Raw genomic sequence first — 19,381 nt, 5'->3', positions numbered from 1 at the left:
CGGATTGCATCGTTGATCGGCCCTCGCGACACGTCGGGCGCCGATTCCTCGTCCGGCTGGCCTTGCGCCGACAGCAGAAGCCGGTCGGCGCGACGCGGTGCTTGGGAGTTTCCCCAAGCGTCGGTCGTTTGTTAGAACCGCGGCACTAAGCGTCGCTAGCCGCAAGCCAGCGGTGCGCATGCAGAGCAGGTCACGCCGAGCTCAACCCGCCTTGCGAGTGCGCGCCTTTTTGCCGAGCGCCGCGCATCGCTGACGACACATGCAGTTCGTCTCGTGATCGTTCACCATCCCGACCGCTTGCATGAACGCGTAACAGATCGTCGAGCCGACGAACTTGCAGCCGTAGCGTTTCAGCCCTTTGCTCAGCGCATCGGAAACATCCGTCGAGGCCGGCGCCTGCTTGTACGACGCCCAATCGTTCTGGATCGGCGTTTGATCGACGAACGACCAGACGAAGTCGGCGAGCGAACCGTGCTCTGCCTGTATCCGCTGCACCGCTCGGGCGTTGTTTATCGCTGCTTCGATTTTGCCGCGGTGGCGCACGATGCCTTCGTCAGTCACCAGCTTGTCGACATGCTGCGGCGTAAACCGCGCCACCTCGTCGATGTCGAAGTTGGCGAACGCGCGGCGGTAGCCCGCGCGCTTGTTGAGAATCGTCGACCACGAAAAGCCCGCCTGCGCGCCTTCCAGCACGAGCATTTCGAACAGATGCCGATCGTCGCGCGAGGGCACGCCCCATTCGGTGTCGTGGTACTGTGCGAGCGCTTCGCTCGATACCCAGTTGCATCGCTGTGTCACTGTCGCGCTCCCCGTGTCCGTCGTCGTGTCGCCCGCCAGCATAGCTGAAGCGCGGCGGGCCGCAAGCTGGCCATTTGGCCGATTGCCGGATTGAATCTGACCTGCCACGCTAAGCGTTATTCACTCACGCAAATCATTTGACTCGATGAACAAAGACTTTTTTCTGATCGGCATTGACGGCGGCGGGAGCGGCACGCGCGTCGTGCTCGGCGATGCACATGGCCGCGAACTGGCACAAGCAGCGAGTGGGCCGTCGGGTTTGGGGCTCGGCATCGAGCGGGCCTGGCAGTCGATCGGGGCAGCCTGTGGCGAAGCGTTCGAACGTGTCGGCGTACGCCTCGACTGGTCCCGCTGCGTACTGGGTTGCGGGTTGGCAGGGGTAAACAATCGCGACTGGCTCGCCGACTTTCATGCGCAGGCGCCAAGGGTCGCCGGGCTTGCCGTGGAAAGCGACGCTTATACGACCTTGCTCGGAGCCCACGGCGGCGCCCCCGGCGTCATCGTCGCGCTGGGCACGGGCAGCGTGGCGGCTTCACTCTCTGACGACGGCGAATGCCGGGTTGCCAGCGGCTATGGTTTTCCGTCGGGCGACGAAGCGAGCGGCGCGTGGCTCGGGCTGCGGCTGATCGTGCATGCGCAGCAAGCGCTCGACGGTCGCGCGCCAATGGACGATCTCGCGCGCGCGCTCCTCGCCCGCACCGGCGCACAGGACCGCGAGAGTCTCGTCGTCTGGCTTTGCGCGGCCAACCAGACAGCGTACGCGAGCCTCGCGCCGGTCGCGCTCGCGCATCGCACCCATCCATTTGCCGCGCGACTGCTCGGCGAGGCCGGCGTCGAGGTGGGCAAGATGATCAGTGCGCTCGACTCGTCGGAAAGCTTGCCAGTCGCATTGTGCGGCGGACTGGGCCCACCGTTGCGCGAGTATGTGCCCGAACGCTACCAGGCCCGTTTGTGCGAGCCGCTGGCGGACTCGGCGCATGGCGGACTGCACCTCGCGCAGCGCGAAGCGGCGCGGCTTACCCGCTGAGTCGCGGGCCGGGAGTCTTCTGGACGGGCTGCGATCGGGGTGTGTGTCGGACAACGGTAAAATACGCGCTTCGACGCTGCGTAACCGCACACACCATGTACAAAGTCATCGCCACCGATCTCGACGGCACGCTGCTCAACGCCGATCATCAGGTCGATCCCTTTACGGTCGCCACCGTGCGCAAACTGGAAAGCGACGGTCTGCGGTTCGTGATCGCAACCGGGCGGCACTACTGCGACGTCGCGGGCATTCGCGATCTGCTCGGTATCAGCGCGTATCTGATCACGTCGAACGGCGCGCGCATCCATGCGCCCGACAACACGGTCATCCACGCCGACGACCTGCCGCCGGCCATCGTTCAGCGCCTCGTGCAGCCGGAGATCACCGGCGCGCATGGCCGCGTGATCGTGAATCTGTTCGCCGACGAGGCGTGGCTGATCGATCGCGACGCACCGGACTTGCTGAAATACCACCAGGACTCGGGCTTCACTTACGAAGTGACCGATCTGCCGAATCACGATGGCGTCGACATCGCGAAAGCGCTTTACATCGGCGAGCCGGCCGATCTCGCGCAGATCGCCGTGAACCTCGCGCGTGAATTCGGCGATCGTCTATACGTGACGTACTCGTTGCCGGATTGCCTGGAAGTGATGACGTCGAACGTATCGAAAGGCCGCGCGTTGCAGATCGTGCTCGATCGTCTGGGCGCCGATCCATCGCAGTGCGTCGCGTTCGGCGACAACATGAACGATATCGATCTGCTCGAGACGGCCGGTCATCCGTTCATGATGAACAATGCCAATCCCGATCTCATCGCCCGTCTGCCGGACGTGCCGCGCATCGGCAATAACTTCGAAGCGGGTGTCGCGCATCAATTGCGCAAGCTGTTCTCGCTCGACGACGAACTCGCGTCCTGAGCAACGGAATCGGCCCGCATCCATGTTCATGAAATGCGGGCCGATCCGACTCGCCAACTTGCTGACGCAGCGCGACCGTCTAATTTGACAAAAGCCAGCACGGCGCGATCGACCCATGCCAGCCCGGCTGACGATCACCCGCCGCGGCTCATGTGGTCACGCCGCGATCGAACGATCAACCATGCCATCCGCCGCGATAATCGCCGCGATCGTCGTGACCCCAGCGACGGTCGTTGCCGCCGTGATTCCAACCGCGCTCATTGCGATGGTCGCCGCGATAGTCGCGATGCTCGTAACGATGGTCCCAGCCGCCGTAGTACACCGGCTGCGGCGCCGCGTAGACCGGGGCGGGCTGCGCATAAACAGGTGCGCCGAGCGACAGGCCGATGTTCAGATCCGTATGCGCTTGCGCGACACCGCATGCGCCCGCCGCAAGTCCAGCAGCAACCAGCAAGTGAGTGACGATGCGTTTCATGTTGTTCTCCTGTGAGGCGACGTAGGTTTGTCGCACAGGTCCAATGTACGCATTCAACCCTGCCAGTACTGCGACCAGATGTTACGGACTGCAAGCGTCGCCGCAGCCTGCGAAAGGAGGGGAGCGCATCGTTTGATCGGCGCGCGGATCGACAGCGATCAGCGCGAAGCACAGCCCATAAGGAAGTGCATGTCAATCCGCGACATCGAGGCGAGCTTGGCGCACCACGCGCTCGGAACAGAGCTGGCGCGCGCGTAATCGCGGCTTACATCTGTATTACCCGATTAATCTGCCGAGCTGGCCGAAGCGCCGGAAGCAGCCGCCGACGGCGCACCCGGCAGCGCAGCGCAAGGGCAATCGGTCGCGCGTGCGTCCAGCCCCTGGCGGTCTCGTTTGAAGTCGGCGCGCGCCGTGCCGTTGTGCCATTCGAGCCGCAAAATATAAATACTGTCGAAGTCGTCGCTTTGCCAGTTCGGTACGTCGGCTGCATTGCCGCCATGGGCGCTCAGCATCTGGCGCAAGAGCTTCACGATCAGTTTGTGCTCCCACGCGACGACGATCAGCTTGTTGCGATTGGCCGGGTTGAGGAGTGCCGTGCCGAGCTGATCGATCTGCGCGAAGCCATACGGCGTTTGCACCGGCATTCCGAACTGGATGGCGGTCGGCTCGATCGTCGCCAACGGACGAATGTAGTAATAGGTATGCCCGCTGTCGTCTTTTTGCTGGCCTGGATCGGGCGCGTAAATCGCATCGGGCTTGCCGAACTTCGCGGCGATCACCGCCGGCAACGCCAGCGCGCGGTTGAGCCCCTGACAGTTCAGTTGCCCGTAGCCTTGCGCGGGTTTTTCGCCGTGCCGCACGAAGACCAGGGTTTCGGTGTTGCCGTCGTCCGCATACGCGGTGGGCAGCGCCGCGAGGCCAACGCAAAGCCCGCCGAAGGAGAATGCGACGCCATGCAGGAATCGGCGGAAACGGTTCATCGGTAGCACCTGTGCAAGCTCGGAAAGTCGCCCGATTCTAGCAGCGGGCGATGTCTTGCCCTGTCGGTCCGGCGCGGTTGCGGGAATCCCGGCAGGCAGCGTCGTTCGCGCCAAAAAACAAAACGGACGCCGCAGCGTCCGCTTTGATTGCGCAGAAAACCACCTGGCTCAGTCGAGCGCCAGTTCCTGGGAGCCGGCCTTGCCGCTTTCCGCGATGAGCGGATACAGCACGCCCGCGATCACCGCCCCGATGATCGGCGCGACCCAGAACATCCACAACTGGTCGACGGCCGCACCCCCGACGAACAGCGCGGGCCCGGTGGAGCGCGCCGGATTCACCGACGTGTTGGTGACCGGAATCGAAATCAGGTGGATCAGCGTCAGGCACAAGCCGATCGCGATCGGCGCGAAGCCGGCCGGCGCGCGCTTGTCAGTGGCGCCGAGAATGACGAACAGGAAGAAGCCGGTCATCACCACTTCGCAAACGAATGCCGCAGCAAGCGAGTAATGGCCGGGCGAGCGATCACCGTAGCCGTTGCTGGCGAAACCGCTGGCGACCAGATCGAACTCCGGCTTTCCCGACGCAATCACCGACAGCACGAACGCAGCCAGCACAGCGCCGACAACTTGTGCGGCAATGTACGGCACGAGGTCGCGGGCCGGAAAACGCCCGGCGACGGTGAGCCCGACGCTCACGGCCGGATTCAGATGACAGCCGGAAATATGGCCGATTGCATAAGCCATTGTCAGAACGGTCAAGCCGAATGCCAGCGACACGCCCACAAAGCCGATGCCCAAACCGTGAACCGGACCGGCGAAGTTCGCGGCGAGGACCGCGCTGCCGCAGCCTCCGAGCACAAGCCAGAATGTGCCGAACAGCTCGGCAGCAAGGCGCTTTGACAACTGCATGATTGGTATTCCTAAAAAGTGTGACGCTCTGAGAAAACGCACGGCTAAGCGTGGTGTATGCCTTGAGCGCGCAATTCTAGGCAAAGACAGCCAAATTGACTGTCAAGAATTGTCAATATGGAGTCGGTTTTACTAATATTGGCGTATAAAGGAGTTGTCGCGCAATTGGCTAACGTTTAAGAATTATCAGAAGATAGATCCTGAATCGGTATTACTGGCCATTGCGAATTTTTATAATTGCAGTTAGTCTGCCGTCGAAAGCGTTCCAAAAAAGGGGAGATCGAATGTCTCAATACGCAGACCTCAAGGCGCAGATCGCCAAACTGCAGGCGCAAGCCGAAGAAGCGCGGCGCACCGAAATAGACAATGTCATCGCCGACATCCGCCAGAAGATCGCTGAATACGGTCTTACTGCGCAAGACCTGGGCTTCGCCGTTGCCGCCAAGCGTGGCCGGCCGCCCAAGAAGGCGCCGCTGCCCGCGAAATATCAGGACCCGAAATCGGGCAATACCTGGAGTGGTCGGGGCAAGCCGCCCAAGTGGATCGTCGGCAAGAATCGTGAACGCTTTTTGATTGGCGCGTCTTAGCCGGTTGCCGGTCACGGCGAAAGCCATCTGAAGGTTGTCACTGCCAACTTCTATTGGCTAAATGGCACTTCTGCTGCAAGCCCTATCCATCCCCCCTATTAAAAAAGCCGCCCATCGGGCGGCTTTTCTGTACAAGAAGCGCAATAAGTCCATTTTTCTGCCGCGCAAACGATTCACCGTCGAAGTTGCCGGCGATTTACCCTCAACCGCAATGGCGGCGACTCAACGCAAGAGCCGTCAGCGGCTAAAGCAGCCGTGCAAGAAACGGCCGCTTTTTGCCTGTGCGCTTAGCCGAGCGCGACTTGACGCAACACCGGGCGGCGGGTCGCTTCGATGAGCGCGGAGTATCCGTTGACATAATTCTGCGCCATCGTCCTCGCGCCGAAGCGGCGCTCGAATTGCGCGCGGATTTCAGTACGCGACAGCTCGTCGAGATTTTGCAGCGCAGCCACCGCGCCTTGGACGTCCTCGACGATGTAGCCGGTCACGCCGTGGTCGATCACTTCCGGCACCGAACCGCGGTTGAACGCGATCACTGGCGTGCCGCAGGCCATCGACTCGATCATGACGAGGCCGAACGGTTCGGACCAGTCGATCGGGAACAGCAAGGCCTTCGCGCCGGATAAAAACTCTGGCTTCTGTGCTTCATTGATCTCGCCGACGAACTCCACATGCGCCATCGACAGCAGCGGTTCGATCTCGCGCTTGAAATACTCCTGGTCGGCCTTGTCGACCTTGGCGGCGATCTTCAGCGGCAAACCGCTTTGTGCAGCGATCTTGATGGCCGTATCGACGCGTTTTTCGGGGCAGATACGACCGAGGAACGCGAGATATTCCGGCTTCTTATGCACCTGCGGCGTGAGCAACTGTTCCGGCAGGCCGTGATAAATGGTGTCGAGCCAGTTCGCCTGCGGCAGCGGCATGCGCTGCGAATCGGAAATCGATACGACCGGCGCGGTGGAAAAAGCGTCGAACACCGGCTGCAATTCCGGCAGATCGAGCCGGCCATGCAGCGTGGTCACGAACGGCGTATCCATCGTGGTGAACAGCGGGAACGGCATGTAGTCCAGGTGAAAGTGCAGCACGTCGAACTCGTGCGCGACCCGGCGCACCCTTTCCATCATCAGCACGTGCGGCGCGAGAGCGTCGCGGATCGTCGGATCGAGGCGCAACGCGCGCGGCCAGCACGCTTCGAGGTTTGCCGAGGTGACCGAGTCGCCGCTCGCAAACAGCGTGACATCGTGGCCGAGATCGACCAGTGCTTCGGTCAGGTACGACACGACTCGTTCGGTGCCGCCATAAAGTTTTGGCGGGACGGCTTCATATAGCGGCGCAATTTGTGCGATTCGCATGCGGTTTTCTCCTGTTCACAACGGCTTCGCACAGCGGCGCTCGATTCGAGCGAAGGCGAATGCCTGACGGACGGTTGGGCGCGGTAAGCCGCCGCCCGCGGGTGCTCGGAATCGACATCGGGTAATCCCTTAGCCTCCATTATCGGGATCGGCCGCGCCAATTCGAGTCATTTTTCAAACGCTTAAGGTTGTTACAGGGAAGCGGCGCGCGTTACAGCTCTTTCGCGCGGCCGCTCGGGCTGAGGCGAGGCCCGCGCCGGCCCTTTCGACTTAAGCAAGGACAATGCCAGACCCGGTAGGTGCTGTGCGAGCCTTAACACCAGCCGCATTGCGTGGGTGTGAAAACTCTTATAAGCTTTTTTGAACGCTCAGCAGCGGCCGGGCAGAAAGCCATCAGGGAAGTCACCGGCCAACTGAGCTGTCGCGATTTCAAAAGTCATTTGGCCCGCGTTACACGTCACCTTCCGGGCGCCATCACGGTCAAAATCCTTTTCCACGCAGTCAGTCTTGTAGGAAAAATTCCTACAACAATGACGGATTAATCCGTCAATCAGGCTGGGTGTCTCTCCGATTTCCGACCGCGCCCCCTTTCGCCACAATGCTTGCAAGACCAGAGACGAGCCGGTCCGCGCGGTTGTCGCGCGCGTGTTCGAGCAAACGTTTCCGCAACGGCCTGACCAGCCAGACATACCCCGGGGGAATCAATGAGCGCGACCAGCGAAATGCTCAATGAGATCAGAGAAGTCAATCTGTCGTATCTCCTGCTCGCTCAGCGCCTGCTGCGCGAAGACAAGCCCATGGGCATGTTTCGCATGGGGATTTCCGCCCAGCTAGCCGATGTGCTGGCCAGTCTGTCGTTGGCGCAGACCGTCAAGCTGGCGGCGTCCAATCAGGTGTTATGCCGTTTCCGTTTCGACGACCATGCCGTGTTGTCGGCCCTTGCTGACAAAGGCAAATCGAGCGCCGTGGCCCTCGCGCATTCGGCGATCCTGATGGCGACGCAGCGCGTGGAGCAAGTCGGCTGATCGCGGCCGTCCTGCCGAGCAGAAAGTTTCGACAGGACGCGTTGGCAAGCAGCCGGCCTGTAACAGCCTCGTACTCGAAGTCGCAGAACTCACCCTGCTATCGACCGATCCCGCTTGGCGCGCTTTTGCAATTGCCGAAAGCGCAACGCCAGTCTGTCCCGCGACCGGCTCGTCCAGCTCGATGACGGATGCAACTCACAGCACACACAGCCCACCTTGGGTTGCGCCCGTGCCTGAGAGCGCCGGGCAGGCCTTCCAGCGATCCCGGACCCACTCCCCAGCAAGCGTCCCGACCACGCTCGCCGATTAGCCACCGGCACTCCTCGTTGCGCCGCTGCGCGCCTCTGGTTTACACCGCACCCACGTCCCGCTTTTCCACCAAAGTTTTCTGCCCGGTTGCCGTAAACCAGATTAACGACGGTTACCGTCGGTTCTTTGTGAGGGCTCGGCAGTGCTGATTTTCGTGGGAACACTCGTGACGCTTTTGTCCGTTTTCGGCGGTTACGTGCTGGAAGGCGGTCATCTCGGCGCGCTGCTGCAGCCCGTTGAAGTGCTGATGATCGTCGGCGCCGGTGTCGGCGCGTTCATTCTCGGTAACGGAATGAAGACCATCAAGGCGACGCTGCGCGTCATCCCGACCCTGTTCAAGGGCGCGAAGTACAACAAGGACGTCTACATGGAGCTGATGGCGCTCCTCTACGTCCTGCTGGCCAAGGCACGCAAGGAAGGCACGCTGACGCTGGAAGCGGATATCGACGATCCGTCGAAGAGTCCGATCTTCACCCAGTACCCGAAAATTCTCGCCGACCATCACATCATCGAGTTCCTGACCGACTACCTGCGTCTGATGGTCGGCGGCAACATGAACGCGTTCGAGATCGAAAGCCTGATGGACGAGGAGATCGAAACGCATCACCACGAAGGCGAAGCGCCCGCGCATGCACTGACCAAGGTCGGCGACGCGATGCCGGCGTTCGGCATCGTGGCCGCGGTGATGGGCGTGGTGCACACCATGGCCTCGGCCGACAAGCCGCCCGCGGTGCTCGGCGAGATGATCGCGCAGGCACTGGTCGGCACCTTCCTCGGCATTCTGCTTTCGTACGGGCTGATCAGCCCGCTCGCAGGCGTCGCCGAACAGCGCGTGACCGAGTCCACCAAAATGTTCCAGTGCATCAAGGTGACGATACTCGCGAGCCTGAACGGCTACGCGCCCGCGATTGCCGTCGAGTTCGGCCGCAAGGTGCTCTTCTCGACCGAACGCCCGTCGTTCGCCGAGCTCGAAGAGCACGTGCGCCGCGTCAAGGCCAAGTAATCACAGCGCGCCCGGGACCGAACAGATGAGCAAGGACAAAGACCGCGCGATCGTCGTCAAGCGCGCCGCGCCGAGGAAAGGCGGCCACCACGGCGGCGCGTGGAAGCTCGCTTACGCGGACTTCATGACCGCGATGATGGCCTTCTTCCTGCTGATGTGGCTGCTGAGTTCGGCATCCACCGTGCAGTTGAAGGGCATCGCCGATTACTTCAACGAGCCGCTGAAGATCACGCTATGGGGCGGCGACCGCAGCGCCGAGGACTCGAGCATCCTGAAGGGCGGCGGCCGCGATCTGTCGACCCAGTCGCAAGGCGTGACGCGCTTCACCGACGGCTCGAACAGCCGCTCGGAGCGCACCGTCTCGCACGACAACGAAGAGTCGATCAAGCAGATGCAGGGCGAAATGGAGCGTCGCGAGCAGGTCCGCCTGCACGACCTGCAGGTCAAGCTGATGGCCGCGATCGAAGCGAACCCGGTGCTGCGCCAGTTCAAGCAGCAGATCCGCATCGACTCGACGCTGACCGGCTTGCGCATCGAGATCGTCGACTCGCAGAAGCGGCCGATGTTCGCGACCGCGAAAGATCAGGTGGAGCCGTATATGCGCGACATCCTGCGCGAAATCGGCCACACGCTGAACGACGTGCCGAACCGCATCATCGTGCAGGGGCACACCGACGCTGCGCAATACGCCGGCGGCGAGAAGGGCTACAGCAACTGGGAACTGTCGGCGGACCGCGCCAATGCGTCGCGCCGCGAGCTGGTCGCCGGCGGCATGGACGAGGCCAAGGTGATGCGTGTGCTGGGCCTCGCATCGACGCAGAACCTGAACAAGGCGGACCCGATGGACCCGGAGAACCGCCGCATCAGCATCATCGTGCTGAACAGGAAATCGGAGGAGGCGCTGAACCATGACGACTCCACCACGACCACCTTGTCGGACGACGCGGCCGGCTCCAAGCCGCTGCTGCAAAGACTTGCGCAACCGGTGACGGTTGCACCGAAGGTACCGGCGGCAGCGCCGGCGGCCCAGTAACAGAGAGCGATCGCCGGGTCGATCATGCGCCCCAACGGCGCGGACGGCCGGCAATCCATGGCGTTAAGCGCAGCGAGGTTTTCATGATCAGACACATCCTGGCAATCGACGATTCGGCAGCGATGCGGCAGATGCTTGCCGTGACGCTGTCGACGGCCGGATATGAGGTGACGCTCGCCGCGGACGGCAACGAAGGGCTCGAAAACGCGCTCGCGATGTCGTTCGATCTCGTGCTGACCGACCAGCACATGCCGGGCAAAAACGGCCTCGATCTGATTGCCGCGTTGCGCGGCAACCCGGCTTACCAGGCGACGCCCATCCTCGTCCTCACGACGGAATCGGGCGAGCCGTTCAAGGCGGCGGCGCGGGCGGCGGGCGCAACTGGCTGGATCGAAAAGCCGCTCGACCCCGACATGCTGACCGAAGTGGTGGCGGCGCTGGCCGAAGCCGGTCCCGCGTAAGCGCCACTCATAGACACGTTTTAGCAAGCTCTCGACGCGGCGGCACGGTAGCCCACGCTAGACAGGAACTCTCGCGGTGACCCAGGCATGACACTCGATATCACTCAGTTCTATCAGACGTTTTTCGACGAAGCGGACGAACTGCTCGCGCAGATGGAGCAGTTGCTGCTCAATCTCGACATAGCGCACCCGGACCCGGAAGACCTCGCGGCGATTTTCCGTGCGGCGCATTCGATCAAGGGCGGCGCGGCGACCTTCGGTTTCACCGCGCTCACCGAGACGACTCACATTCTCGAATCGCTGCTCGATCGCGCGCGCAACAACGAACTCGTGCTGCGCAAGGACATGATCGACACGTTCCTCGAAACCAAGGACGTGTTGTCCGGACAGCTCGCCGACTATCGCGCGAGCGCCGAGCCGGACACGGCGGTGGCCCACGCGATCTGCGCGAAGCTCGAACAGTTGCACGCGGAGAGTCGCGACGGCGGCGCGCCGGCCGCGGCACACGCCGCGCAAGTTGCAGCGCAAGCCGCACCGGTCCCGAGCGAAGCGGCAGCGGTGCAAGCACAAGCAGGGGCAGCACAACGCGGTACCCCGCCCGAGCACGTCGTCGAACAGGCGGTGCAGGCGGCGGGCGAATGGACTGACGGCGAACCGGCACAGACCGGGCCAGCCGTGGGGGCAGGCGAGGCTGGCGGGAACGCCGACAACGCCGGTCCCCATCTGAAAATCACGCTACGGGGCGTTGGTGAGAAGGACCAGGAACTGCTGGCCGAAGAGCTCGGCAACCTGGGCAACATCGTCGGACAGGTCAAGAGCGGCGGCGATCTGACGCTGTGGCTCGCGACCGATGTGACCTCCGACGACATCATCGCCGTGTGCTGTTTCGTGATCGACGAAAGTCAGATCTCGATCGGCCGCGGCACCGCGCCGGCGGACGATGCGCAGCAAGGCGAACCTGGAACGCCCGACGCTGCCGCCTCGACCCCGGCGCAAGCAACACTTGCGGCTCACGTGGAGCACGCGGCATCTCCGGCACCGGCGGCCGGCATCGCCGCGCCCGCCGGCGCGGGCACGCACGGGTCATCCGACGCACCGGCCGGCGCGCCGGCAGCGTCGGTGCCCGTCGTGGCCACGCCGGCGGCCGCGCACGGGCAGGCGGCGAATGCGTCGAATGGGGCGCCTGCCGCATCCGGCACGGCGACCACCGCCGAACCGGACCGCAAGGCGGCCCGACCCGCTACTGCCGCGGCGGGCGCGGAAGGCAGCTCGATTCGTGTGGGCGTCGAAAAGGTCGATCAGCTGATCAACCTGGTGGGCGAACTGGTGATCACGCAAGCGATGCTCGCCGAAACCACCAGCACGTTCGACCCGGCGCTGCATGACCGGCTCTTCAACGGCATGGCCCAGCTCGAGCGCAATGCGCGCGATCTGCAGGAAGCGGTGATGTCGATCCGCATGATGCCGATGGACTACGTGTTCAGCCGCTTCCCGCGTCTGGTGCGCGATCTGGCGGCCAAGCTCGGCAAGGAAGTGGAACTCGTCACCTTCGGTCAGGCGACCGAACTCGACAAGAGCCTCATCGAGCGCATCATCGATCCGTTGACTCACCTCGTGCGCAACAGCCTCGACCACGGCATCGAAACGGTGGAAGCACGGCGCGCGGTGGGCAAGGATTCGACGGGCCAGCTGGTGCTGTCGGCGGCACATCACGGCGGCAACATCGTGATCGAGGTAAGCGACGACGGGGCGGGCCTGCGCCGCGACAAGATTCTCGCGAAGGCGGCCAAGCAAGGCATGCAGGTCAGCGAAACGATGACCGACGAAGAAGTCTGGAACCTGATCTTCCTGCCGGGCTTCTCGACGGCGGAACAGGTCACCGACGTATCGGGCCGCGGCGTCGGCATGGACGTGGTGAAGCGCAACATCCAGTCGATGGGCGGTCACGTCGAAATCACCTCGCATGCCGGCAAGGGCAGCACGACGCGCATCGTTTTGCCGCTCACGCTGGCGATTCTCGACGGCATGTCTGTCAAGGTGGGCAACGAGATCTTCATTCTGCCGCTGAACTTCGTGATGGAGTCGCTGCAGCCGCAAGCGGACGACATCTACACGGTGACCAATGGCGAGCGCGTGGTGCGCGTGCGCGGCGAATACTTGCCGCTCGTCGCGTTGCACGAAGTGTTCAACGTCGAGGGCGCGAAGCAGGAGCCCACGCAAGGCATCGTCACCATCATGCAGACCGAAGGGCGCCGCTTTGCGATGCTGATCGACGAGCTGGTGGGCCAGCAACAGGTGGTCGTGAAGAACCTCGAAACGAACTACCGCAAGGTGCACGGCATTTCCGCCGCGACCATCCTCGGCGACGGCAGCGTCGCGCTGATCGTGGACGTGGCGGCGCTGAACCGCGAAACGCGCAACGCGCACGGCGCGATGAGCCTCGCATGATGACGGTCACGCTCGCACGGCAGGCAACGCTCACAGCATTCGCAGCACTCATTCAACTCATTTCATCCCAACCGTTTGGGGGCTAACGTGGCAGAAGTCCAATCCATCAATTCGAGCGTCGGGAACGCGAAAGGTGCGAATAGCCGCCGCGATGCGCAGCAGGCGGACGCCGGCGGTCAGGAATTCCTGGTCTTCACGCTCGGCGCGGAAGAGTACGGCATCGACATTCTCAAGGTGCAGGAAATTCGCGGCTACGACAACGTGACGCGCATCGCCAATGCGCCGGAGTTCATCAAGGGCGTGATCAATCTGCGCGGCATCATCGTGCCGATCGTCGACATGCGCATCAAATTCCAGCTCGGCCGCGTCGAGTATGACCATCAGACGGTCGTGATCATCCTGAACGTCGCGCACCGCGTGGTCGGGATGGTGGTCGACGGCGTGTCGGACGTGCTGACCCTCGCCGCCGACCAGATCATGCCGGCGCCGGAATTCGGCGCGACGCTGACGACCGAGTACCTGACGGGCTTGGGCACCCTCGACGGCCGCATGCTGATACTCATGGACATCGAAAAGCTGATGACCAGCCGTGAAATGGCGTTGATCGAAGCGCTCGGCGTTTGAGCGCGAACGTCATGGCCAATCGCGAACGAGAGACAGTATAGGGAGCGTCAAGATGCTGAGCAGGTGGTCGATCCGCACGTCGCTGACGATGGTGGCGATTTTTCTCGTTGCGCTGACCGTGGTGGTCGGCGCGCTTGGGCTGAGCGCGCTGAACCGCGCGAGCGGGTCGCTCGAGCGAATCGCGCGCGGCGACCTGGTGGCAATTCATGCACTCGACGACGCGGGCTCGTATCTGTTGCGTTCGCGGCTGGCGGCCGATCGCGTCAACACCTTGTCGGCGGCAGGCAATGCCGATGAGGCGAAGAAAGCGCTTGGCCGCGCGCAGGAACTGCTGGCGCTGGGCAACCGTAGCTGGCAGACGTATCTCGACGCGCCCAAAGCCGGCATCGATCAGGCGTTGCTCGACGATGTGCTCGCGCGGCGCACCGCGATGATGCGTGACGGCGTCGAACCGGAGTTCGCCGCGCTGAACGCCAGCGATGTGGCCGCCTATCACGCAATTGCCGATACGAAGATCAGCCCGATGTTCATCGCGTACGACGCAGCGGCGGCCGCGCTCGTCAAGGCATTGGAGAAGAGCGTGACCGATCAGCAGGCGAGCGCGCAGGCGAACGCGTCGCTGATGATGACGCTGATCATCGCGCTGACGGTTCTCGCGTTGCTGCTGGTGGTGGGCATCCGCTTCGCGCTGCGTGGCCTGATCGTGCAGCCGCTGAAAGACGCGACCGCCTGCTTCGAGCGGATCGCGTCGGGCGATTTGTCGGAGCGGATCGAAGTATTCAGCGGCAACGAAATCGGCCGTCTGTTCGACGGCATCAAGCGGATGCAGGAAAGCCTCGCGACGATGGTGAAGTCGGTTCATAGCAGCGCGGAATCGATCGACACGGGCGCGCGCGAAATCGCGATGGGCAATACCGACCTGTCACAACGCACCGAACAACAGGCCGCGTCGCTGCAGGAAACCGCATCGAGCATGGAGCAGTTGACCGGCACCGTGCGGCAGAACGCCGAGAACGCGCGCCAGGCGAGCCAGCTCGCCGTCAACGCGTCGGATATCGCCACGCGCGGCGGCGACGTGGTGAGCGAGGTCGTCACGACGATGCAGGACATCGCGGCCAGCTCGAACAAGGTCGTCGACATCATCGGCGTGATCGAAGGCATTGCGTTTCAGACCAACATTCTTGCGCTGAATGCGGCGGTCGAAGCCGCGCGGGCCGGCGAACAGGGACGCGGTTTCGCGGTCGTCGCCGCCGAAGTGCGCAGCCTCGCGCAGCGCAGCGCGAGCGCCGCCAAGGAAATCAAGGAACTGATCGGCGACTCGGTCGACAAGGTGCAAAGCGGCTCGGCGCTGGTCGGCCGCGCCGGCACGACGATGGACGAGATCGTGCAGGCCGTGCGCCGCGTGACCGACATCATGGGCGAAATCAGCGCGGCGTCCGAGGAGCAGTCGGGCGGCATCGAACAGGTCAATCGCGCGGTCGTGCAGATGGACGAAGTCACGCAGCAGAATGCCGCGCTGGTCGAACAGGCGGCGGCCGCAGCGGCATCGCTCGAAGATCAGACGCGTCAGTTGCAGGCGGTGGTGGAAGGCTGGAAGGTGGCGGGCGCTCAGCCGCGCAGTGGCTCGGCGGCGGTGCGACCGCTCGCGGCGGCGCGTGCAAACGCTGGCGCGGGTCGGCAGTCGGCTAAGGCCGTGGCGCATGCTCCGACGATGAGCGGCGCGGCGCATGCACCGCGAAGTGACGCAAAGGCGGGCGCAAAAGTCGACGCGAAAGCGGGCACGAACCGGAGCGGAAGTCCTGCAGCCAATCCGGGCGAGATTGCGGCCGCGGACGCCGCACCGGCTTCCACTAGTCACGATGCAGGTGCGCGCGCCGAACCGGCGCGCAAGCCAAAGACCCCGCACGCGGCAACCGAGCCCGCTGCGCGCCCGGCTCTCGCCCGCCCGGCGGCAGCCAGCGCGGACGCGGACTGGGAAACGTTCTAGAAAGCGACACCAAGACATGCCGTCGTCCTGCATCTCGCCCGTTGATGGGCGAATCATCGAAGCGCGCTGCTACAGCGTGTCGCGGGCTGGCTGCGTGTTGGCAGACCTCGCGGGCGGGCGCGGCCCCGCGAACCCATGCCTTTCTGCCCAACGGCTCGCTTCGGGCGGCAAACGGAATGGCTCGTATCGCAGGCAGGAATGCACATGATGACAACGCGCGCACAGCGGCCTCCCGAGCGGGCACGTCCCGACCGGGCCAGCGCCGACCCAACGGAGTCAGGCAGGGTCTCTGACCAGGCACGGGATTTCGAATTCACGGCGGCGGATTTCGCCCGCATCCGCGAACTGATTCATCGCGGCGCGGGCATCGCGCTGTCGGACCACAAGCGCGATATGGCTTACAGCCGCCTCGCGCGCCGTTTGCGCGCGCGCGGCCTCGACACGTTCCGGCAGTACCTCGATCTGCTCGAAGCGGAAAACGATCCGGCCGAGTGGGAGGCGTTCACCAATGCGCTGACTACCAACCTGACCGCGTTTTTCCGCGAAGCGCACCACTTTCCGATCCTCGCCGACTTCGTGTCGCGTCGCGCCCAGCCGATTTCCGTGTGGTGCTCGGCAGCATCGACCGGCGAAGAGCCGTATTCGATCGCGATGACGCTGATCGAAGCACTCGGCGACAGCGGTGCGCGCCAGGCTTCGGTGCTCGCCACCGATATCGACACCCAGGTGCTAGCGAAGGCCGAAGCCGGCGTGTACCAGTTCGACCAGGTGAAGCACCTGTCGCCCGAGCGGCTCAAGCGCTTCTTTCTGAAGGGCACCGGCGCACATGCGGGCATGGTGAAGGTGCGCCCCGAAGTGCGCGCGTTGGTGCGCTTCGAACAGCTGAACCTGACTGACCGCGATTACCAGTTGCGCTCGCAGTTCGACGCGATTTTCTGTCGCAACGTGATGATCTACTTCGACAAGCCGACCCAGGCGCAAGTGCTCGCCCGCTTCGAGCCGCTGATGAAAGCGGGCGGCCTGCTATTCGCCGGTCATTCGGAAAACTTCACGTACGTGACCCAGGCATTCAGGCTGCGCGGCCAGACCGTCTACGAGTTGACGCGCGACCCGGCCGGTGCGCGCACCGCACCGCGTTCCGCAAGCGCAGCGGCGCATTCGACCACGAGCGGGGTGGCAGCATGAGCAGCGCCCTGCCGATTGCCTCCAACCTGTACTACGACAACCACTTCCAGCGTCCCGGCGTGAAGCTGTTGCCCAACGAGTTCTACACCACCAGCGAAGACATGGTGCTCGTCACCGTGCTGGGTTCGTGCGTCGCGGCCTGCATCCAGGACCGCACGGCCGGCATCGGCGGGATGAATCACTTCATGCTGCCCGACGACGGCGCGGACGCCACACAAGCCGCATCGGACTCGATGCGCTACGGCGCGTACGCGATGGAAGTGCTGATCAACGAACTGATCAAGGCGGGCGGCCGGCGCGATCGCTTCGAAGCCAAGGTGTTCGGCGGTGGCGCCGTGCTCGCCGGCATGACGACGATGAACATCGGCGACCGCAATTCCGAGTTCGTGCGCCGCTATCTTGCGCTCGAAAAGATCCGCATCGCCGCCGAAGACTTGCAGGGCTCGCATCCGCGCAAGGTGGCCTTTATGCCGCGCACGGGCCAGGTGATGGTAAAGAAGTTGCGTCTGCAGCAGGAAGCGGGTGTGGCCGAACGCGAGCGTGCGCTCGTGCGGCAGAGCGCGGAAGCGCGCGCCGAGCGGCTGGCGGCGGCGCGCCAGCGCGTCGAACTGTTCGCGGCGCCGGCCGCGGCGCGGCCGAAGATCGAACTCTTCGGCGCGAGTCCGCGGCCCCTTGAATCAAACAACGCCAGAACCAGAGAGGAGGCGTGAGCGCTGTGCAAAAGATCAAAGTACTGTGTGTCGACGATTCGGCGCTGATCCGCAGCCTGATGACCGAGATCATCAACGGCCAGCCGGACATGACCGTCGTGGCGACCGCACCGGATCCGCTGGTCGCGCGCGACCTCATCAAGCAGCACAACCCGGACGTGCTGACGCTCGACGTGGAAATGCCGCGCATGGACGGCCTCGACTTCCTCGAAAAGCTGATGCGCCTGCGGCCGATGCCGGTCGTCATGGTGTCGTCGCTGACCGAGCGCGGCAACGAAATCACGCTGCGTGCGCTGGAGCTGGGCGCGGTCGACTTCGTCACCAAGCCGAAGGTCGGCATTCGCGACGGCATGCTCGACTACTCGGAAAAGCTCGCCGACAAGATTCGCGCAGCGGCTCGCGCGCGAGTGCGGCAGGCGGCGCCGGCCCAGCATGCGGCAGCGCAGGCCGCGCATGCGCCGGTCGGGGCCGCGCCGCTTTTCAACAATCCGCTGCTCAGTACCGAGAAGCTGATTATCGTCGGCGCGTCGACGGGGGGCACCGAAGCGATCCGCGAAGTGCTGGTGCCGCTGCCGCCCGACGCACCGGCGGTGCTGATCGCGCAGCACATGCCGCCGGGCTTTACGAAATCTTTTGCGCAACGCCTCAATGGTTTGTGCCGGATTACCGTTAAAGAAGCAGAGCACGGCGAACGTGTGCTGCCTGGTCACGCGTACATCGCGCCCGGCCACGCGCATTTGCTGCTGGCGCGCAGCGGCGCGAACTACATCGCGCATCTGTCGGACGAGCCGCCGGTCAACCGGCACCGTCCGTCGGTCGACGTGCTGTTCCGTTCAGCCGCGCAGCATGCGGGCAAGAATGCGCTCGGCGTGATTTTGACCGGGATGGGACGCGACGGCGCCCAGGGACTGCTAGAGATGAAAAAAGCAGGCGCGTATACGCTTGCCCAGGACGAGGCGACTTGCATCGTGTTCGGTATGCCGCGCGAAGCGATTGCGCTCGGCGCGGCGGACGAAATCGCCGCGCTGCCGGAAATGAGCCGGCGCGTGATGGCGCGTTTGTCGTCGATGGGTGATCGTGTCCAGCGGGTATGATGCCGGCCAGACAGTTTGAGGCGCTCAAGCGCCGCGACATGGAACAAGCAAAGGGAATGAAATGGATAAGGGAATGAAGATTCTGGTGGTTGACGACTTTCCGACGATGCGCCGGATCGTCCGCAACCTGCTCAAGGAACTGGGCTACTCGAACGTCGACGAAGCGGAAGACGGGCAGGCCGGTCTCTCGCGTTTGCGCGGGGGCACCTACGACTTCGTGATATCCGACTGGAACATGCCGAACCTCGACGGTCTGGCAATGCTCAAGGAAATCCGCGCCGACGCCACCCTCACGCATTTGCCGGTGCTGATGGTGACGGCCGAGTCGAAGAAGGAAAACATCATCGCTGCGGCGCAAGCCGGCGCGAGCGGTTATGTCGTCAAGCCGTTCACGGCTGCGACGCTCGACGAGAAGCTCAACAAGATTCTCGAGAAGATGGCGAAAGCCGGGAGCTGA

Annotated in this window: 19 protein-coding genes; 14 read left to right on the top strand and 5 right to left on the bottom strand. The window is 63.6% G+C overall.

All coding sequences use genetic code 11. From position 1 onward, the window contains the following. Window positions 1-201: 201 nt before the first annotated feature. Window positions 202-840: a DNA-3-methyladenine glycosylase I gene (locus tag ABQJ48_RS06100; protein ID WP_367837007.1), complete on the bottom strand. Its 639-nt coding sequence runs from the start codon at window positions 838-840 to the stop codon at window positions 202-204. A 103-nt stretch (window positions 841-943) separates the two neighbouring features. Between ABQJ48_RS06100 and ABQJ48_RS06095 the strand changes: the two genes are divergently transcribed. Then, on the top strand, window positions 944-1,825 hold the full coding sequence (locus tag ABQJ48_RS06095) for a glucosamine kinase nucleotide-binding domain-containing protein (protein ID WP_367836706.1): 882 nt from the start codon (window positions 944-946) through the stop codon (window positions 1,823-1,825). A gap of 95 nt (window positions 1,826-1,920) precedes the next feature. Further along, entirely contained in the window at window positions 1,921-2,742 is an 822-nt protein-coding gene (locus ABQJ48_RS06090) for a Cof-type HAD-IIB family hydrolase (RefSeq protein WP_367836705.1), read from the top strand. A gap of 175 nt (window positions 2,743-2,917) precedes the next feature. Here the strand turns inward: ABQJ48_RS06090 and ABQJ48_RS06085 are convergent, their stop codons facing one another. The 3 genes from ABQJ48_RS06085 to aqpZ all read right to left on the bottom strand — a co-directional run bounded on the left by ABQJ48_RS06085 (window position 2,918) and on the right by aqpZ (window position 5,106). Continuing rightward, the gene (locus ABQJ48_RS06085; protein WP_367836704.1) at window positions 2,918-3,217 is read right to left on the bottom strand and encodes a PXPV repeat protein; all 300 of its coding nucleotides are present in this window, start codon (window positions 3,215-3,217) and stop codon (window positions 2,918-2,920) included. Window positions 3,218-3,501: 284 nt separating this feature from the next. After that, on the bottom strand, window positions 3,502-4,197 hold the full coding sequence (locus ABQJ48_RS06080; RefSeq protein WP_367836702.1) for a histidine phosphatase family protein: 696 nt from the start codon (window positions 4,195-4,197) through the stop codon (window positions 3,502-3,504). Window positions 4,198-4,365: 168 nt separating this feature from the next. Next, the gene (gene aqpZ, locus ABQJ48_RS06075) at window positions 4,366-5,106 is read right to left on the bottom strand and encodes an aquaporin Z (protein WP_367836701.1); all 741 of its coding nucleotides are present in this window, start codon (window positions 5,104-5,106) and stop codon (window positions 4,366-4,368) included. A gap of 284 nt (window positions 5,107-5,390) precedes the next feature. On the opposite strand from aqpZ, the gene ABQJ48_RS06070 reads away from it, so the two are divergent. Then, window positions 5,391-5,693 (top strand): H-NS histone family protein, encoded by a 303-nt coding sequence (locus ABQJ48_RS06070; protein WP_367836699.1) that lies wholly within the window; start codon window positions 5,391-5,393, stop codon window positions 5,691-5,693. A gap of 287 nt (window positions 5,694-5,980) precedes the next feature. Here ABQJ48_RS06070 and ABQJ48_RS06065 read toward each other — a convergent pair whose 3' ends face one another. Beyond that, on the bottom strand, window positions 5,981-7,045 hold the full coding sequence (locus ABQJ48_RS06065) for a glycosyltransferase family 4 protein (RefSeq protein WP_367836697.1): 1,065 nt from the start codon (window positions 7,043-7,045) through the stop codon (window positions 5,981-5,983). A gap of 704 nt (window positions 7,046-7,749) precedes the next feature. Between ABQJ48_RS06065 and flhD the strand changes: the two genes are divergently transcribed. The 11 genes from flhD to cheY all read left to right on the top strand — a co-directional run bounded on the left by flhD (window position 7,750) and on the right by cheY (window position 19,381). Beyond that, the gene (flhD, locus tag ABQJ48_RS06060; protein ID WP_367836696.1) at window positions 7,750-8,070 is read left to right on the top strand and encodes a flagellar transcriptional regulator FlhD; all 321 of its coding nucleotides are present in this window, start codon (window positions 7,750-7,752) and stop codon (window positions 8,068-8,070) included. Between the two features lie 451 nt (window positions 8,071-8,521). After that, a complete protein-coding gene (gene motA, locus ABQJ48_RS06055; protein WP_367836695.1) occupies window positions 8,522-9,382 on the top strand; it encodes a flagellar motor stator protein MotA in 861 nt (286 codons plus the stop codon). 25 nt (window positions 9,383-9,407) lie between these two features. Beyond that, window positions 9,408-10,415 (top strand): flagellar motor protein MotB, encoded by a 1,008-nt coding sequence (gene motB / locus ABQJ48_RS06050; protein WP_367836694.1) that lies wholly within the window; start codon window positions 9,408-9,410, stop codon window positions 10,413-10,415. An 83-nt stretch (window positions 10,416-10,498) separates the two neighbouring features. Further along, window positions 10,499-10,876 (top strand): response regulator, encoded by a 378-nt coding sequence (locus ABQJ48_RS06045; protein ID WP_367836693.1) that lies wholly within the window; start codon window positions 10,499-10,501, stop codon window positions 10,874-10,876. 87 nt (window positions 10,877-10,963) lie between these two features. After that, the gene (cheA, locus tag ABQJ48_RS06040) at window positions 10,964-13,324 is read left to right on the top strand and encodes a chemotaxis protein CheA (protein ID WP_367836691.1); all 2,361 of its coding nucleotides are present in this window, start codon (window positions 10,964-10,966) and stop codon (window positions 13,322-13,324) included. 87 nt (window positions 13,325-13,411) lie between these two features. Further along, window positions 13,412-13,948 (top strand): chemotaxis protein CheW, encoded by a 537-nt coding sequence (gene cheW, locus ABQJ48_RS06035; RefSeq protein WP_367836690.1) that lies wholly within the window; start codon window positions 13,412-13,414, stop codon window positions 13,946-13,948. A 52-nt stretch (window positions 13,949-14,000) separates the two neighbouring features. After that, window positions 14,001-15,935 (top strand): methyl-accepting chemotaxis protein, encoded by a 1,935-nt coding sequence (locus ABQJ48_RS06030; RefSeq protein ID WP_367836689.1) that lies wholly within the window; start codon window positions 14,001-14,003, stop codon window positions 15,933-15,935. Between the two features lie 204 nt (window positions 15,936-16,139). Then, window positions 16,140-17,120 (top strand): CheR family methyltransferase, encoded by a 981-nt coding sequence (locus ABQJ48_RS06025; protein ID WP_367836688.1) that lies wholly within the window; start codon window positions 16,140-16,142, stop codon window positions 17,118-17,120. Next, entirely contained in the window at window positions 17,117-17,830 is a 714-nt protein-coding gene (gene cheD / locus ABQJ48_RS06020) for a chemoreceptor glutamine deamidase CheD (protein ID WP_367836686.1), read from the top strand. Before ABQJ48_RS06025 ends, cheD begins: the two co-directional genes overlap by 4 nt. Window positions 17,831-17,835: 5 nt before the next feature. Continuing rightward, window positions 17,836-18,924: a protein-glutamate methylesterase/protein-glutamine glutaminase gene (locus ABQJ48_RS06015; protein ID WP_367836685.1), complete on the top strand. Its 1,089-nt coding sequence runs from the start codon at window positions 17,836-17,838 to the stop codon at window positions 18,922-18,924. A 61-nt stretch (window positions 18,925-18,985) separates the two neighbouring features. Beyond that, complete coding sequence (cheY, locus tag ABQJ48_RS06010; RefSeq protein ID WP_367836684.1) at window positions 18,986-19,381, top strand: chemotaxis response regulator CheY; 396 nt, start codon at window positions 18,986-18,988, stop codon at window positions 19,379-19,381.

It is taken from the genome of Paraburkholderia suaedae (assembly GCF_040812055.1).
Taxonomy (GTDB): domain Bacteria; phylum Pseudomonadota; class Gammaproteobacteria; order Burkholderiales; family Burkholderiaceae; genus Paraburkholderia.
Note: the sequence above shows the minus strand (reverse complement) of the source record. Positions and strands in the feature narration are given on the sequence as shown.

Coding starts and splice junctions, on each gene's coding strand:
- ABQJ48_RS06100 (WP_367837007.1), bottom strand. CDS start 840: ATGCTGGCGGGCGACACGACGACGGACACGGGGAGCGCGACAGTGACA.
- ABQJ48_RS06095 (WP_367836706.1), top strand. CDS start 944: ATGAACAAAGACTTTTTTCTGATCGGCATTGACGGCGGCGGGAGCGGC.
- ABQJ48_RS06090 (WP_367836705.1), top strand. CDS start 1,921: ATGTACAAAGTCATCGCCACCGATCTCGACGGCACGCTGCTCAACGCC.
- ABQJ48_RS06085 (WP_367836704.1), bottom strand. CDS start 3,217: ATGAAACGCATCGTCACTCACTTGCTGGTTGCTGCTGGACTTGCGGCG.
- ABQJ48_RS06080 (WP_367836702.1), bottom strand. CDS start 4,197: ATGAACCGTTTCCGCCGATTCCTGCATGGCGTCGCATTCTCCTTCGGC.
- aqpZ (WP_367836701.1), bottom strand. CDS start 5,106: ATGCAGTTGTCAAAGCGCCTTGCTGCCGAGCTGTTCGGCACATTCTGG.
- ABQJ48_RS06070 (WP_367836699.1), top strand. CDS start 5,391: ATGTCTCAATACGCAGACCTCAAGGCGCAGATCGCCAAACTGCAGGCG.
- ABQJ48_RS06065 (WP_367836697.1), bottom strand. CDS start 7,045: ATGCGAATCGCACAAATTGCGCCGCTATATGAAGCCGTCCCGCCAAAA.
- flhD (WP_367836696.1), top strand. CDS start 7,750: ATGAGCGCGACCAGCGAAATGCTCAATGAGATCAGAGAAGTCAATCTG.
- motB (WP_367836694.1), top strand. CDS start 9,408: ATGAGCAAGGACAAAGACCGCGCGATCGTCGTCAAGCGCGCCGCGCCG.
- ABQJ48_RS06045 (WP_367836693.1), top strand. CDS start 10,499: ATGATCAGACACATCCTGGCAATCGACGATTCGGCAGCGATGCGGCAG.
- cheA (WP_367836691.1), top strand. CDS start 10,964: ATGACACTCGATATCACTCAGTTCTATCAGACGTTTTTCGACGAAGCG.
- ABQJ48_RS06030 (WP_367836689.1), top strand. CDS start 14,001: ATGCTGAGCAGGTGGTCGATCCGCACGTCGCTGACGATGGTGGCGATT.
- ABQJ48_RS06025 (WP_367836688.1), top strand. CDS start 16,140: ATGATGACAACGCGCGCACAGCGGCCTCCCGAGCGGGCACGTCCCGAC.
- cheD (WP_367836686.1), top strand. CDS start 17,117: ATGAGCAGCGCCCTGCCGATTGCCTCCAACCTGTACTACGACAACCAC.
- cheY (WP_367836684.1), top strand. CDS start 18,986: ATGGATAAGGGAATGAAGATTCTGGTGGTTGACGACTTTCCGACGATG.